Origin of the sequence: Methylosinus sp. LW3, from assembly GCF_000527115.1 — a bacterium.
Taxonomy (GTDB): Bacteria; Pseudomonadota; Alphaproteobacteria; order Rhizobiales; family Beijerinckiaceae; genus Methylosinus.
Genome location: NZ_AZUO01000001.1, coordinates 150,869 through 166,370, shown reverse-complemented (window position 1 = coordinate 166,370; position 15,502 = coordinate 150,869). Strand labels below are relative to the sequence as shown.

Annotated in this window: 13 protein-coding genes; 1 reads left to right on the top strand and 12 read right to left on the bottom strand. The window is 64.6% G+C overall.

Annotated elements, in window-relative coordinates; all coding sequences use genetic code 11:
• Positions 1 to 12 precede the first annotated feature (12 nt).
• The 6 genes from METLW3_RS0100785 to METLW3_RS0100760 form a co-directional block, all read right to left on the bottom strand.
• Entirely contained in the window at positions 13 to 753 is a 741-nt protein-coding gene (locus METLW3_RS0100785; protein ID WP_036308527.1) for a nucleotidyltransferase family protein, read from the bottom strand.
• A complete protein-coding gene (gene tsaE / locus METLW3_RS0100780; RefSeq protein ID WP_024878124.1) occupies positions 746 to 2,278 on the bottom strand; it encodes a tRNA (adenosine(37)-N6)-threonylcarbamoyltransferase complex ATPase subunit type 1 TsaE in 1,533 nt (510 codons plus the stop codon). The genes METLW3_RS0100785 and tsaE overlap by 8 nt, the downstream gene beginning before the upstream one ends.
• Complete coding sequence (locus METLW3_RS0100775) at positions 2,275 to 4,809, bottom strand: PAS-domain containing protein (protein WP_024878123.1); 2,535 nt, start codon at positions 4,807 to 4,809, stop codon at positions 2,275 to 2,277. The genes tsaE and METLW3_RS0100775 overlap by 4 nt, the downstream gene beginning before the upstream one ends.
• Before the next feature lie 241 nt (positions 4,810 to 5,050).
• Entirely contained in the window at positions 5,051 to 6,457 is a 1,407-nt protein-coding gene (gene ahcY, locus METLW3_RS0100770) for an adenosylhomocysteinase (RefSeq protein ID WP_024878122.1), read from the bottom strand.
• Positions 6,458 to 6,572: 115 nt separating this feature from the next.
• Positions 6,573 to 7,124 (bottom strand): hypothetical protein, encoded by a 552-nt coding sequence (locus tag METLW3_RS0100765; protein WP_024878121.1) that lies wholly within the window; start codon positions 7,122 to 7,124, stop codon positions 6,573 to 6,575.
• A 183-nt stretch (positions 7,125 to 7,307) separates the two neighbouring features.
• Positions 7,308 to 7,745: a four-helix bundle copper-binding protein gene (locus tag METLW3_RS0100760; protein WP_024878120.1), complete on the bottom strand. Its 438-nt coding sequence runs from the start codon at positions 7,743 to 7,745 to the stop codon at positions 7,308 to 7,310.
• A gap of 178 nt (positions 7,746 to 7,923) precedes the next feature.
• Here METLW3_RS0100760 and METLW3_RS0100755 point away from each other — a divergent pair, with 178 nt between their 5' ends.
• On the top strand, positions 7,924 to 8,640 hold the full coding sequence (locus METLW3_RS0100755) for an MgtC/SapB family protein (RefSeq protein WP_024878119.1): 717 nt from the start codon (positions 7,924 to 7,926) through the stop codon (positions 8,638 to 8,640).
• A gap of 106 nt (positions 8,641 to 8,746) precedes the next feature.
• On the opposite strand, the gene METLW3_RS0100750 is transcribed toward METLW3_RS0100755, so the two are convergent.
• The 6 genes from METLW3_RS0100750 to METLW3_RS0100725 all read right to left on the bottom strand — a co-directional run bounded on the left by METLW3_RS0100750 (position 8,747) and on the right by METLW3_RS0100725 (position 15,456).
• Positions 8,747 to 9,622, bottom strand: coding sequence for a ParB/RepB/Spo0J family partition protein (locus METLW3_RS0100750; RefSeq protein ID WP_024878118.1), 876 nt, complete (start codon positions 9,620 to 9,622; stop codon positions 8,747 to 8,749).
• A 57-nt stretch (positions 9,623 to 9,679) separates the two neighbouring features.
• On the bottom strand, positions 9,680 to 10,498 hold the full coding sequence (locus METLW3_RS0100745; protein WP_024878117.1) for a ParA family protein: 819 nt from the start codon (positions 10,496 to 10,498) through the stop codon (positions 9,680 to 9,682).
• Position 10,499: 1 nt separating this feature from the next.
• A complete protein-coding gene (gene rsmG / locus METLW3_RS0100740) occupies positions 10,500 to 11,162 on the bottom strand; it encodes a 16S rRNA (guanine(527)-N(7))-methyltransferase RsmG (RefSeq protein WP_245267195.1) in 663 nt (220 codons plus the stop codon).
• Positions 11,159 to 13,006 carry a tRNA uridine-5-carboxymethylaminomethyl(34) synthesis enzyme MnmG gene (mnmG, locus tag METLW3_RS0100735; RefSeq protein ID WP_024878115.1) on the bottom strand — a complete coding sequence of 616 codons (1,848 nt, stop codon included), beginning with the start codon at positions 13,004 to 13,006 and terminating at the stop codon, positions 11,159 to 11,161. The genes rsmG and mnmG overlap by 4 nt, the downstream gene beginning before the upstream one ends.
• A 31-nt stretch (positions 13,007 to 13,037) precedes the next feature.
• Positions 13,038 to 14,342 (bottom strand): tRNA uridine-5-carboxymethylaminomethyl(34) synthesis GTPase MnmE, encoded by a 1,305-nt coding sequence (mnmE, locus tag METLW3_RS0100730; RefSeq protein ID WP_024878114.1) that lies wholly within the window; start codon positions 14,340 to 14,342, stop codon positions 13,038 to 13,040.
• A gap of 163 nt (positions 14,343 to 14,505) precedes the next feature.
• Positions 14,506 to 15,456, bottom strand: coding sequence for an aromatic ring-hydroxylating dioxygenase subunit alpha (locus METLW3_RS0100725; protein WP_024878113.1), 951 nt, complete (start codon positions 15,454 to 15,456; stop codon positions 14,506 to 14,508).
• Positions 15,457 to 15,502: the final 46 nt, after the last annotated feature.

Genomic DNA, 15,502 nt, shown 5'->3' with positions numbered 1-15,502 from the left:
GGAGCCTTTGCTCTATCCTTCCCCTGCGACTTGTCGCAGCCGGTCTTTCTCCTCGGCGACGGCGCTTTCGGCCTCCTCGATCGCGCCCATCGTGCCGACATGCAGCCATTTGCCGTCGAGCGCGACGCCGAAGAGCCGCCCCTGCTCCGCCGCGCGAAAAAAGAACGGCGCGAGCGGAAACACATCCTGCTCGACTGTCTCGAAGAGCTGCGGTTTCACTATGCCGATCCCGGCATAGACAAAATCCGCCGTCTCGCCGGCGGCGCGCTTCGTCAGCCGGCCATCCGCCGCCCGATGGAAATCGCCGTCCCAATCGACGCCGACGCTGCCGAGGCGCGGAGCCAGCAGCAGAGCGATATCCATGATCTCCGGATTCCAGATTTCGGCGAGGCGGCGCAGATTGTCTGCGCGCGCGCCGATCCAGAACGCATCGGTATTGCAGATGAAGAAGGGCCGTCCCGCGAAACGGTCCAAGACCTTCTTTATGCCGCCGCCTTGATCGAGCAGCTTCTCGCGCTCGTCGGAGAGGATTATGCGCGGCGTTTGGCGGCCCTCGAGATGCGTCTCGATCTGATCGGCGAGATGATGGACATTGACGATCGCCATGCCGACGCCCGCCTGCGCGAAAGCGTCCAGCGAACGGTCGAGCAGAGCGACGCCGTCGATCGCAACGAGCGGCTTGGGCAGCCGGTCGGTCAGCGGCCGCATGCGCGTGCCGAGCCCGGCGGCGAAGACGAAAGCCGCCTCAGGCATGGAAGAGCGCGGGGAGGTTGGCGACATACCAGGCCTCGAGATCGGCGAGCGCGGGATGGCGCAGGCCCTTGCGCAGATAGCTTTCCACGCGCGGCAGATGCACGAGATATTGCGGCTTGTGGTCGCGCTGATCGAGCCGCGCGAAAATGCCGAGGATTTTGGTCGCGCGCTGAGCGCCGAGTATGGCGTAGGCGCGCGCGAAAGCCGCCATGTCGAACAGCGGATCGGCCTCGCGGCGCTTGCGCGCATAATGGCCGAGCAGCCGCATCTCCAATTCGTCCGGCACGTCGACGCGCGCGTCCTGCGTCAGCGACACGACGTCATAGGCCGGATGGCCGAGCACAGTGTCCTGGAAATCGATGACGCCGACGCGCGCCGTTCCCTGACGGTCCGGCAGCCAAATGAGATTGGGCGAGTGGAAGTCGCGCAAGGTCCAGGTCGGCGCCGACATCACGATCTCGATCAGCGCCTGGCGCCAGAGATTGACGAAGGTCGCCTTGGAGCCCGACGATATGCCGCCGCCGCCGACCCGCGCCGCATACCATTCCAGCAGCAGCTCGACCTCGATCAGCAGCGCGTCGAGATCATAGGGCGGTATGTGATAGGGCGTCGAGCCTTCGACCGGCAGGACATCCGGCAGGCGGCGCGCATGCAGCGGCGCGAGCGCCGCCAGCGCCTCCAAATAGCGATCGGCGATGGGCGCGCCGCCGGCGACGACGCCGTCGCGGCCGAGATCCTCCAGCAGCACGAAGCCGGCGGAGAGATCATAGGCGTAGATCTGCGGCGCGGAGAGGCCCTGCCCGCGCAACGCATCCGCCATGGCGACGAAGGGCTTCACCGTCTCGGCGAGGCGCGCGATGGCGCTATAGGGCTTGCCATAGCGGATCGGCGGGCCGTCCGGCCGCGCCGGCGAGATCATCAATATGGCCTGCGCGCCATCCGGCCGACGCAGCACCTCATAGACGCGCGAGGAGGCGTCGCCTTGCAGATATTCGCGGGCGGCGTCGCTCCAGCCGGCGCGCTCCAGAAACTCCCGCATGGTGCGGAAGGCTTTGAGCCGCCCCGCCGCCTTGCCATGGGCGCTTATGCCGATGCGGCGCGCATCGGGCGTCTCGGGCGCGGCGAAGGCGAGCCGCACCTCCATACGCTCGCCGGCAAAGAGGCTCGGCGCGCGTTCCGGCCATTCGACCAGCACCAGCGCATCCTCGGCCTCCTCCTCGAAGCCCATGGCCTCGAGCTCCGCCTCGCCGCCGGCGATCCGATAGAGATCGGCGTGCAATATGCGGCAGGAGGGCGTCTCATAGAGCTGCATCAGCGTGAAGGTGGGGCTCGGCGCCTCCAGCGTCGGATCCTGCGCCAGCGCGCGGATCAGCGCCCGCGCGAAGGCCGTCTTGCCCGCGCCGAGATCGCCGGAGAGGGTGACCAGCTTCACCGTGTCGCGAATGAGCGGGGCGAGGCGGGCGGCGAGTTCTGCGGTCTGCGCTTCATCGGCGACGTCGATCAGCCATTCGGCCTCTTCGCTCATGAGGCCTGTCCTTTTTCACGCGTGGTGAGATCCTGCTGTCCGCCGCTCTCTTGCGCCGGGAAGATGCAAGTGACCGTCGTGCCTTCGCCGAGCGCGGAGTCGATGAGCACGCGCCCGCCATGCAGCTCGGTGAAGGCGCGCACGATGGAGAGGCCGAGCCCGACGCCCCTGTGGCGCGAGCCCGAGGTGTGCGACTCGAAACGGTCGAAGACTTTCTCGAGGACCTCCGGGGCGATGCCCCGCCCCCGATCGGCGACCTTGAACACGATTTCCCCCTCCCGACGCATCGCCGCGAGGGTAATGGTTTGTCCCGGCCGAGAAAAGCCGATCGCATTGGCGAGCAGATTGAACAGGATCTGGCGGATGCGCTTGGCGTCGCCGCGAAAGCGTCCGACCTCGCCGGTGGCGACGATCTGCAGCTCTATGTCGTTTTCCGCCAGCCGGTCCTGAACGCCCTCGGCCGCGGCGCGCATGGCGTCGGCGGCGTTCACTTCCTCGAGCTCCAGCTCCATGGCGTCGCTGTCGATGGTGGCGAGATCGAGAATATCGTTGATGATGGCCAGCAGCGCCGCCGACGACTTGCCGACATAGCCGAGATATTCGAGCTGCTTGGCGTTCAGCTCGCCGGTCGTCTTCTCGCCGAGCAGGTGAATGAAGCCGATGATGTTGTTGAGCGGCGAACGCAGCTCGTAAGAAACATGATGGACGAAATCATTGCGGATCTTCTCCGCCGCGATCAGCGCCTGATTGCGCTCGGTGAGCGCGCGCTCGACATTCACGCCCGCCGTCACATCGACGAAGGTGAGCAGCGCCGCGCCTTCCGGCAGCGGCTGCGCGGTGCAGTCGAGCACCACGCCGTCGGAACGCTCGATGCGCCGCGTGAAGCCCTGCCGCATATCCTGCAGGCCGGTGACGAAGCCGCGCAGCTCGCTCCAGGTCTCCTCATTGAGATGCAGCGGCCGGCAGAGATTGGCGACAGCGTCGAAGCGCGGCTTCTCGTCGAGAATGCTCTTCTCGAGCGCCCATAGCGCGAGAAAAGCGGGATTGCAGAAGCGCAAGCGTCCGTCGGCGCCGAAGACGGCGACGCCCTCGCGCAAATTCTCCAGCGTCTCGTTCTGCATGCGATCGAGCGCATGGAAACGCGATTCGAGGAAATAGCGCTCGCTCACATCGTCATAGAGATAGGTGACGCCGCCTTGCGGATTGGCGTTCACCACGACGCGCAGCGTGCGCCCGTTCGGCATGTGCCAGACATGCACGTGATGCTCTTCGGACGCCTGATAGGCCTCCAGCAGACGCGCCTTCCAGGCCTTGTAATCGGCTTCGACGGGAAGGCGCTGCTCGGCGCGCAGGCGATCGAGGATCTCGCTGTCGCTCGGCCCCTGGTCGAGATAGGCGCGATCGAGCGGCCAGAGACTCTCATAGGCGGCGTTGCGATAGGTGAGGCGCTTGGCGCGATCAAAAATGGCGACGGCGATCGGCAATTGATCAAGCGTGCGCGAATGCGCCTGCATCTGCTGCTCGAGATCGGCGCGCGTCGTGTCGATCTCTTGGCGGTCGATGGCGAGCGCCGCGGCGGCGCCGTGGCAGGGCGCCTCGACGATATCGAGACGATGCCGCTCGCCGGCGACGACCGCCGTCACACGCGCGCGCCAAACCTCGTCGCGCCCGCGCGCCGTCTGCGCCTCCATGCGCGCGTCATTGTCCAGCAGCTCGATCTGGCGGCGCAGCGCGTCGGCCGAGCTTTCCGCCTCCACCGCCTGCGCATAGGCGGAATTGACGAAGATGAGCCGGCCCTCGACGTCGCGCATCCACACGGGCGTCGGCAGCGCCTCGAGCAGCGCGCGCAGCCCGTCCACCTCGGTGACGCTGCGCGTATGGCGCTCGCGCAAGGACAGAAGCTCGAGCCGCTCGCCGGAGACCTCGCGAATGCGCAGCACGGCGCGGCCGGCGACGGCGCGGCCTTCCGCATCGAAACGGCGTCCTTGCAGGCTGGCGAGCGAGAGATGAAAGCCTTCGCCATTCTGGCGCAACCGATCGACGCGCTCCTGCAGCGCAGCCGCCTCGTCCGGTCCGAGCCAGGAGCCGAAGGCGAGCACGCGGCGCGCGAACGCCGGATCATTGAGTCCGTTCTCAATGTCGGGCTCGCCGGCGGCGTTGTCCCAGGAGACGAAGAGCTGCGGCTCGCTGGAGAGAAAAATCTCGGCGCGATCGAGCCGTTGGCGCGTCGCTTCCAGCTCCGCCGCGAGCCCCGCCTCTCGCCGGCTCCACACCTTGCGCTCGCCGAGATGAGTAAAGGCGACGACGACGGCGAAGAGCGCGAGACCGCCGGTCAGCGCGAGATTGACGAATTCGGCGTTGTCAGTGGTGGCGAGAAGATTGGCGAGCGCTTCCGCCCGCGCCGGTCCGCCGAATGGCAGCAGACTGGCCGTCGCGAGCCCGCGCGTGACGCCGCGAACGAGCGTCGAGGACGCTCCCCGACGTCGCGCAGGCGGCAACGCTTTCGGCCCGAAGGCCGTATCGTGAAACATGCGAACCGGTCTCCACGTTCGATTTGCAAAGGCTCATCGCAAACAAACGCCGTAAGCCGTCCGCGCGCCACCGAGGCGCCGTCTCGAATCGCGTCTAATCTAAAGCGCGCCGTCGAAAAGTGAAACGCGGATCGTGACCGGGAGAATGGCGCCTAAGGATTTCGCCGAACTGGCGTCGCGCAAAAAAAACGGCGGAGCGAGAGAATCGCTCCGCCGTCTCGCTCTCGCGAGGCGAGAGAAATCAGTAGCGGTAGTGGTCCGGCTTGAACGGGCCGTTCTGCGGCACGTTGAGATAGGCGGACTGCTGCTCGGTCATTTTGGTGAGCTTCACGCCGATCTTGTCGAGATGCAGCGAGGCGACCTTCTCGTCGAGATGCTTGGGCAGCGTGTAGACGCCGACCGGATACTGGCCCTGCTTAGTGAACAGCTCGATCTGCGCCAGCGTCTGATTGGTGAAGGAGGCGGACATCACGAAGGACGGATGGCCGGTCGCGCAGCCGAGATTCACCAGGCGGCCTTCGGCGAGCAGAATGATGCGCTTGCCGTCGGCGAACTCGACCTCGTCGACCTGCGGCTTCACATTGTGCCATTTGAGATTGCGCAGGCCGGAGACCTGAATCTCAGAGTCGAAGTGGCCGATGTTGCAGACGATGGCGCGGTCCTTCATGACGCGCATATGCTCGGTCGTGATGACGTCGACATTGCCGGTCGCGGTGCAGAAGATATCCGCGCGCGACGCGGCGTCTTCCATCGTCGTGACCTCATAGCCTTCCATCGCCGCCTGCAGGGCGCAAATCGGATCGATCTCGGTGACGAGCACGCGGCAGCCGGCGTTGCGCAGCGAAGCGGCCGAGCCCTTGCCCACATCGCCATAGCCCGCGATGCACGCGACCTTGCCGGCCATCATCACATCGGTCGCGCGGCGAATGCCGTCGACCAGCGATTCGCGGCAGCCATAGAGATTGTCGAACTTCGACTTGGTGACCGAATCATTGACGTTGATCGCCGGCCACAGCAGCTTGCCCTCCTTGTGCATCACATAGAGGCGATGCACGCCGGTGGTGGTCTCCTCGGTCACGCCCTTGATGGCCTCGGCGTTGCGCTTGTAGAAGCCGGGATTGGCCTTGAGGCGCTTCTTGATCGCGGCGAAGAGGACTTCCTCTTCCTCATTGGTGGCCTTGTCGAGAAAGGCGGTGTCGCCATTCTCGGCGCGCAGGCCGAGATGGATGAGCAGCGTGGCGTCGCCGCCATCGTCGAGAATCATGTTCGGCGTGCCGCCGTCGCCCCATTCGAAGATGCGATGGGTGTAGTCCCAATAATCCTCGAGGCTCTCGCCCTTGATGGCGAAGACCGGCGTGCCGGCGGCGGCGATGGCGGCGGCGGCGTGATCCTGCGTCGAATAAATATTGCAGGACGCCCAGCGCACATCCGCGCCGAGCGCCTTCAGCGTCTCGATCAGCACGGCCGTCTGAATGGTCATATGCAGAGACCCGGCGACGCGCGCGCCTTTCAGCGGCTGCGACGGGCCATATTCGGCGCGGGTCGCCATGAGGCCGGGCATTTCGGTCTCGGCGATGTTGAGCTCCTTGCGGCCCCAATCGGCGAGACCGATGTCGGCGACGACATAATCGTTGAAATGGGTGGTCATGACGCTCCCTTCAGGCGTTGTCTCGCCTCGGGAAGGCGAGCGGGACGGGCTGGCCGCCTATAGCAAGGCGGGGGAGCAGATGCAATAAAGATATAAACAAGTCTTTATGTCAGCTTCAGGCCGGCCTGCGATCGCGCAGGAAGATAAAGGCGCCCAAAGCCGCGATCACAGCAACGATCAGCAGGATCAGCAGCGTCGATTCCTCGAGCCAGGCTATCGCCGGAACGGCGAGGCCGAGCAGCAGGCCGACGAGCGACACGCGCCAAGCGTCCGCGTGAATGCCCGCTGTGAAGGAGCCGAGCGCCAGCACGGTGAGCACTGTGAGCGCGCTGCTATCGGAATTCATCATCTGCTTCACATCGCCGATGAAGATGAGGCACATTGCGGCGAGGACCGCGCCCCAATGCAGGACCTGGGTACGCACCAGACGCCATTTTTCCTCTGCGGTCTCCGCCTCCTGCCAGCCGCCGGCGATGCTGATGAGCCCGAAGATCGGGGCCAGCGCGATCCAATAGGTCGTCATGCCCTGGCGCGTCACGCTCGTATAAGCGACGCCGAACAGCGCCAGCAGGAGCATGACAAAATAGGGCCACTGCCGCAGGAAGAAGGAGGCGACGCCGTGATGATGCGTCTCGGCAGAAAGGATTTCCGGCGCTCGGTGGCTCACTGTGAAGGCTCCGTTTCGACCCGCATCCTGCGACACGGGGAGAGAATGGCCGGCGGCTCCTGGAAAATTCCTGATATCGTCTCAAATCGCGCATCGGCCGCCCCGGGGCGCGAAACTGAATATAATCGTCGCTTCAGCAAAGACGAGACGCGCCAAAGCGCGTCCCGCAAAATCGATCGGCCTTTAGGCCGCGACCTTCTGGCAATCGTCGGCGCAGGCCTTGCACGCATCGCCGCAAGCCTTGCATTCCGCGATATTCGGGAACTTGTCGCATTCCTTCTTGCAGGCGAGGCAGGCCTCGGCCACGACCTTGGCGAAGGCCGGGGTGAGGGCAGAGCCGACGCCAGAGAGCGACGCCAGCGCCTTGCAGGCGGCGACGACCTCGAAGGTGGACTTGGTGCAGGCGCCCATGCTGGCGTCATTGGCCGCGAGCATCTCGAAACAGTGACGCAGGCATTCCTCGCCAGCGGCAACGCATTTGCTGGTCGACTCGAACAAAGCCTTATATTTGGCGCCGCCGCCACGATGGTGAGCGTGCGGATCTTCGGCCGCCAATGTCCCCGTGGCGGCGGTTGCGGCGGCCAATGCGCCCATTGCAGTCACAAATTGCCGACGTTCCATGAATCTCCCCCTGAGTTTTAGGAACAACAACAATTTCAGCTTTAAGCTTTTTGGAGCAAGATTCAATCATAACGACCGCTCCGCGAGTAAAAAACGTCGCGAAGCTCTGCCAATGTGACCAATCGGTTACAATGATTCGGCGACGGCGCGAGACCGCACGAAGACACGGACAGGAAAGATGGCGTTCATTACCAACTTCAACGCGCCGGAATTTTTCAATTCCCTGATATCTCTGCTCGTTGCGCTGCTGCTCGGCACGCTGATCGGCGCGGAGCGACAATATCGCCAGCGCACCGCCGGGCTGCGCACCAATGCGCTGGTGGCGCTGGGCGCGGCGGCCTTCGTCGATCTCGGCATGCGCCTCAATGGCAATGTCGGCGCGACGCAAGTGCTCGCCTATATCGCCTCAGGCGTCGGCTTTCTCGGCGCCGGCGTCATCATAAAAGACGGGGCCAATATCACCGGCCTCAACACCGCCGCCACAATCTGGTGCTCGGCCGTGACCGGCGCCTTCGCTGGCGCGGATCATGCCGCCGAGGCCATATTGATGGCGATCTTCACCCTCGCCGGAAACATGCTGCTGCGGCCGCTGGTCCATCTCATCGAGCGCGCGCCGATCGACGAGCGATCGACGGAGGCGATCTACCGCGTGCATGTCACAGTCTCCCAGACACGACGCGACGAATTGCGCGATCTCATGGTCGAGAAGCTCGAGGCTGCCGATTATCCCGTGCGCGAAATTGAGGAATTGGAACGCGGCGATGACGAGGCGGAGCTCGTCGCAATATTGACCTCGACCAGCGTCGACCCGAAAGAGCTGGACGCCGTCGCCGCCGATCTCGAGAAGATCCCGGGTGTCGAGCATGCGAGCTGGACAGCGCAGACGAGCGAGTGAAGCGGCGAAGGGCGCATAGAACCGCCGAGTGATTCGAAGAATCTAAAAGAAAGCGCGCGTCCCGATTCTCGGTCGACGTCGAGGCGATAAAAACAGCGCCCCACATTCACCCCGTCAGCCGCCGGCACAGCCCATCGAGCTGCTCCAGCGTCGTGTAGCGGATGCGCAATTCGCCGCTCTCACCGCTATGATGGATCGACACATAGAGCCCCAGCGCATCGGTCAGCAATTTTTCCATCGCCACCGTATCCGCGTCCTTCTCGACACGCGGCTTGCGCGCCTTCGTCTCCAGCTTAGCGCCGGAATCCTCCTGCGCGAGCCGCTCGACGTCGCGCACGGTGAGGCCCTCCTCGACGACACGTCGCGCCACCGAATCGGGATTGTCGAGGGCGAGCAGCGCGCGCGCATGGCCGGCCGAGATCGCGCCTTCCGTCACCAGACGCCGGCTCGCTTCGGGAAGATTGAGCAGACGTAGCGTGTTGGCGACATGGGACCGGCTCTTGCCGATGATCTTGGCGAGATCGGACTGCGAATAGCCGAACTCCTTGCCGAGCCGCTCATAGCCCCGCGCTTCCTCGATCGCATTGAGGTCGGCGCGCTGGACATTCTCGATAATGGCCAGCTCGAGCGCCTCGCGATCATCCGCCTCATGCACGATGATCGGCACATCGGCGAGACTGGCGAGCTGGGCGGCGCGCCAGCGGCGCTCGCCGGCGATGATCTCATAGGCGTCGGCGACACCCGGAACCGTGCGCACGACTATGGGCTGAATAATGCCCTTCTCGCGAATGGAGGCGGCGAGATCGGCGAGATCATCCTCGTGGAAGGCGACGCGCGGATTGCGCGGATTGGGCCGCAGAAACTCGATCGGCGCCCGGCGCTGGCCGCGCGCGCGCTCCACGGCCGGCGCTTCCTCGCCGGCGTCTCCGATCAGAGCCGCCAGCCCCCGCCCCAATCTTCTGCGCGTCGCTTCTTCGGCCATTTCGGGATAGGTCCTTCGATCGAGAAGCGCGCCATTCGCGCGCCGAGAAACCCTGGATCAAGCGGCCCGCAGCCGCTTCTCGCGCTGGATGACTTCCGTCGCGAGCTTCAGATAGGCTTGGCTGCCGCTGCATTTGAGATCATAGAGCAGCACGGGCTTGCCATGCGACGGCGCCTCCGACACGCGCACATTGCGCGGGATCACCGTCTCATAGACCTTGTCGCCCATGAAGCGCCGCACATCGGCGACGACCTGGGTCGCGAGATTATTGCGCGGATCGAACATGGTCAGCACAATGCCATGGATCGACAGCCGCGGATTGAGCGAGCGCCTGACCTGATCGACCGTCGACAGCAGCTGCGACAGACCCTCGAGGGCGAAGAACTCGCATTGCAGAGGAACCAGCACGGCGTCGGCGCAAGCGAGGGCGTTGATGGTCAGCAGATTGAGCGACGGCGGGCAGTCGATCAGCACATAGGTGAAGGCCGGAGCCTCACCATGGCGCTCGGCTGCGATCAGCTCGGCGACGGCGCGCTTCAGACGAAAGGCGCGGTCCTTATCGCCGGCGATCTCCAGCTCGACGCCGAGCAGATCGAGCGTGGATGGCGCGATCGAGAGCCGCGGCACGGCGGTCGCGATGATCGCGTCGGCGAGGCTGCTCTCGGCGAGCAGCACGTCATAGGTGGAGATGCGTCGCGCCTTGCGATCGACGCCCAGGCCAGTCGAGGCGTTGCCCTGCGGATCGAGATCGATGACGAGCACCGTCTCACCCACAGCGGCGAGCGCGGTGCCGAGATTAATGGCCGTCGTCGTCTTGCCGACGCCGCCCTTTTGATTGGCGAGAACGAGGATTCGGGGCTGAGGAACGTCGGTCACGTCAAGCTCCAAAATCTCGCGCAAGGGCGATAATGCGGCCGGACGAATGAGTGCGGCTCTGCAATGTCCAGATCTGGAAACTATCCGCGGCGCTCGAGCCGGTCAATTCAGCGGCCCAGTCTTCACCCTTTAAAAACACGCCTTTGACGTTTTTCAACAGAAGTTCGTGCGACCATTCGATCAGTTGCGGCATTGGCGCGAGCGCGCGGGCGGTCAGGCCGGCCACGGGATCGGCGATCAGCGGCAGCACATTTTCGATTCGGCCGACGTGGATTTCTGCGGCGGCCCCTGTTTCACGTGAAACAGCGCGCAGAAACGCCGCCTTGCGCTGATCGCTCTCGATCAGATGAACCTTCGCGCCGGCATGGTCCTTCAGGCAGATCGCCAGAACCATGCCGGGAAAGCCCGCGCCGGAGCCGAGATCGACCCAGCTTTCGAGGCTCGGAAAAAATTCGCGAATCTGCGCCGAATCGGCAAAATGCCGCGTCCAAAGCTCGTCCAATGTGCTCTCGGCGACGAGATTGATGGACTTCTGCCATTTACGCAGCAGTGATTCGTAAATCTCCAGCTCGCGAATATAAGGCTGCAGCGACGGCGCGACCTGCAGAGCTCTGTCCCGATCGCTGACGCGATCCTTCCCCTTCCCCGCCATTTTGTCGCTCACCCACGCCGCGCCCGCGCCGCCAAAAGGGTCAGCGCAGCTGGAGTGACGCCCTCTATGCGCTGGGCTTGGCCGAGCGTGCGCGGACGCAACACCGACAGCTTGGCGCAGAGCTCCGCCGAGAGTCCGCCGATCTCGCGATAGTCGAGCGTCGAAGGCAGAGCGAGCTGCTCATCCCGCCGATAGGATTCGATATCAGCGCTCTGCCGATCGAGATAGACCGCATAACGGGCGTCGGTCTCGACACGCGCCGCCGTCTCCGCATCGATCTCGGCGAGCTCTGGCCAGATCGCCGCGAGCCGCCGCAGATCGATCTCCGGGAAGGACAGCAGAGCAAAGGCGCTGCGTCGTTGCCCATCCTGATTAATGGGGAGGCCGACCCGCGCCGCGGCGGCAGAGGTCAAGGACAATTGCTGCAGCAGCGCGCGGGCGCGGGCGAGCTTGTCCATTCTGTCCCGATGCGCCAGCTCACGCTCGCGCCCGACGCAGCCGATCTCCAGCCCCTTGCCGGTCAAGCGCTCATCGGCATTGTCGGAGCGCAGCGACAGACGATATTCGGCGCGCGAGGTGAACATGCGATAAGGCTCGCTGACGCCTCGCGTGACGAGATCGTCGATCATCACGCCGAGATAGGCCTCGGCGCGATCGAAAACGCTCGCCGTCCAGCCGCCTGCCCGCGCCGCGGCGTTGAGCCCGGCGACGAGGCCCTGGGCCGCCGCCTCCTCATAGCCGGTCGTTCCATTGATCTGGCCGGCGAAAAAGAGTCCCACGACACTTTTCGTCTCCAGCGTGGCGTCGAGCTCGCGCGGATCGACGAAGTCATATTCGATCGCATAGCCGGGGCGAAGTATCTGCGCCTTTTCCAATCCTTCGATCTTCTGGATGAAAGCGCGCTGAACCTCCTCGGGCAACGAGGTCGAGACGCCATTGGGATAGACCGTGTCGTCGTCGAGACCTTCCGGTTCGAGGAAAATCTGATGTGCGTCGCGATCGCCGAAGCGCGTGACCTTATCCTCGATCGAGGGGCAATAGCGCGGACCCGGCCCCGAGATGGCGCCGCTGCGCATGGGCGAGTGCTCGAGATTATCGAGAATGACCCTATGCGCGGCGGTATTGGTGCGGGTGATGTGGCAATTGATCTGCGGATTGACGATCGAACGAGTGAGATAGGAAAAGGGCTCGGGGATCTCATCGCCGCGCTGCTCCTCGAGCCGCGCCCAATCGATCGTGCGGCCATCGAGCCGAGGTGGCGTGCCGGTCTTCAGACGCCGCGTGGCAAAGCCGATGCGGCGCAAATCCTCGGCGAGGCCGATCGATGGATTTTCGCCCATGCGTCCGGCAGAATAGCGCGTCGCGCCAATGTGAATCACGCCATTGAGGAAGGTGCCGGTGGTCAGAACCACCGCGCTCGCGGCGAGCGTCTCGCCGTCCAGAGTCACGCCGATCACGCGGCCCTGCTCCAGCACGAGACCTTCCGCCGAGCCCTCTACGACCTCGAGATTCGGCGTCGCCGCAATCGCCGCCTGCATCGCCTCGCGATAGAGCTTGCGATCCGCCTGCGCGCGCGGACCACGCACGGCCGGGCCTTTGGAGCGATTGAGCAGCCGAAATTGAATGCCGGCGGCGTCGGCGACACGGCCCATGAGCCCGTCGAGCGCGTCGATCTCGCGGACCAGCTGGCCCTTGCCGAGCCCGCCGATCGCCGGATTGCACGACATTGCGCCGATCGTCGCGAGCGAATGGGTGACGAGCGCCGTGCGCGCGCCACGTCGCGCAGCGGCGGCGGCGGCCTCGCAGCCAGCATGGCCGCCGCCGATCACGATCACGTCATAGGCCGGTCGGCTCAATTTCCTATCCTCGATCCTGTTTCACGTGAAACTATTTGCCGATGCAGAATTGCGAGAAAATCGCATCCAGCACCTCCTCCACATCGACAGCGCCGACGATGCGGCCGAGCGCCCGGCCTGCGACACGAAGATCGTCCGCGACGAATTCGAGCGGCTTGCCAGAATCGAGACTCGCCTCGATCGCCATTTTCGCCCCCTGAATGAGCCGCCTATGCCGTTCACGCGTGAGAAGCGCCGTCGAGCCGTCGCCCAGACGTCGCTTCGCGCGACCCGCAATTTCCTCCAGAAGTCGGTCTATTCCAAACCCTGTTCGAGCGGAAATTGCAAGATTATCTGATGTGCAATCTAGAAAATCCGCCTTGGTTGCGACACGGATCAGCTCGGCGTCGCCCAAAGGCTCCAATTGCGGCGTCTCACGGCCCCCTTCCGAGAGCCACAGCAGCAGATCGGCCTCCCCGATCCTCGCCCGCGTCCGCGCGACGCCGATGCGCTCGATCTCATCCTCCGCCTCGCGAAGACCCGCCGTGTCGACCAATGTGATCGGCATGCCGCCGAGATCGAGATGAACCTCGATCATATCGCGCGTTGTTCCCGGGATGGCGGAGACGATCGCCACCTCGCGCCGCGCCAGAGCATTGAGCAGCGTCGATTTGCCGGAATTGGGCGGGCCGAGCAGCAGCGCCACGAAGCCGTCGCGGAGCCGCTCGCTGGCTTCGCTCGCCGCCAGCGCCCCGGCCATTTCGGCGATCCCGGGCTCGAGCAAGGGACGAAGCGCCGTCGCCGGCTCGAAGACATCCCCCTCATCGGAAAAATCCAGCTCCGCCTCGACCAGCGCCAGAGCCCGAATCAGCCGTTCGCGCCAGCCTTCGACTCTTTTGCGCAGAGCCCCGCCGAGCGCCCGTATCGCCTGACGGCGCTGAAACTCTGTCTCCGCATCGATGAGATCGGCGAGCCCTTCGACCTGCGACAAATCCATTTTGCCATTGGCGAGGCTGCGCCGCGCAAATTCCCCCGGCTCCGCCTCGCGCAAGCCGGGAAGGCCGTTCAGAACGCCGAGCAGCGCGCGCGCCACAGCGCGGCCGCCATGAATTTGCAGCTCGGCGTAATCTTCCCCGGTCGGCGAATTCGGCGCTGGAAAATAGAGCGCGAGACCGCGATCGAGCGGCTCGACCGCGCCCGGCGCGCGCAGCGTCACATAATGGGCGAAGCGTGGCTGAGGCGTGAGCCCGGCCAAAACCTCGAGCACACGCCCGACCGACGGACCGGACAGGCGAATTACCGCGATTGCGGCGCGGCCGGCGCCAGAGGCCGAGGCGAAGATCGTGTCGCTGGACATGATCCTGATGCTCTACTCGAATTTCTCTCGCCGAGAAAGAATACGGCTTTTTCAATCTGAAGGAATGACTTTAGAGGTGAATTGAGAATTCGTTAACTTTTGGTCTTTCCCAAATCGCAGCGCGTGGCGTCGGCAAAGGGCCGCGGAGCTTTGCCGAAGGAAATCAGGCGCTGGAGCCGAAGAGGCGCTGACGATAGAGCCGGCGAAAGGCCAGAGTGGCCGCATCCGTCGGCATGGATGCCTCCTCCCCACCTAGCGGCGAGAATGGCGGCGTCGAGGATTCGACGATCGCGCGATCTTCTTCCGCGATCCGGCGATTGGACCAGAGAAACAGCGCATCGAAGAGACCAGCGCGCAAAAAGCCGCGGGCGGTGAGCAAGAGAAGACGTGTCTCCCGTTCCCCGACAGGAATGCAGATCGCGAAGATGCGAAAGACGCGGCCGCGAAAATCGAGCGACAGCTCCATCAGATTGGGAAACACATAATCCAGCGCCGCCGGGCGTCGCCTCCCCACCACGGAGGCCGCGATCTTGCCGCCATATTCATGCGGCTCGAAGCTCACATCCATCCGCGCCAGGGAATTTTCGTCGAGCGCGCGCGCCATGGCTCCGCCGAAGGTCCGGCGATGCACGAAAGCGACATGGGGCGAATCGAGCATATTCTCCATGACGCGCGTCCAATGCACGCGCCAGACGAAGCTTTGCGCGCAGAGCCGCAGGCCGCACGTCAGCGATTCGATCGGCGGCGGCTCGTCGGCCGTCTCGCCCGGCGCCGTGCGCAACCAGATGACGCCATCGATTTCACGCACAGGAAGCCGCGTCGCGCGAATCGTGTCGCGCTTCGCCTCCGGGTTCCAGGGAATGTGACGAAGGCTTCCATCTGCGCCGAAGCGCCAGCCATGGAAGGGGCAGCGAATGTCGCCCTGCTCGACACAGCCGAGCGAAAGGGCGACGCCACGATGCGGGCATTGGTCGATCAGCGCAGCCGGCGCGCCATCGAGGCCGCGGAACAGCACGATTTTTTCGCCGGCCACAGTGAGCGGCAGAGGCGCGTCGGCCTTCAGCTCGCGTGCGAGGCCGACGATCGTCCAGACATTGGCGAAACCCTCGAACACGCTCTCCCCGCGAATTCACATCGCCGGCGCGTCCGAGGGCGCCAAC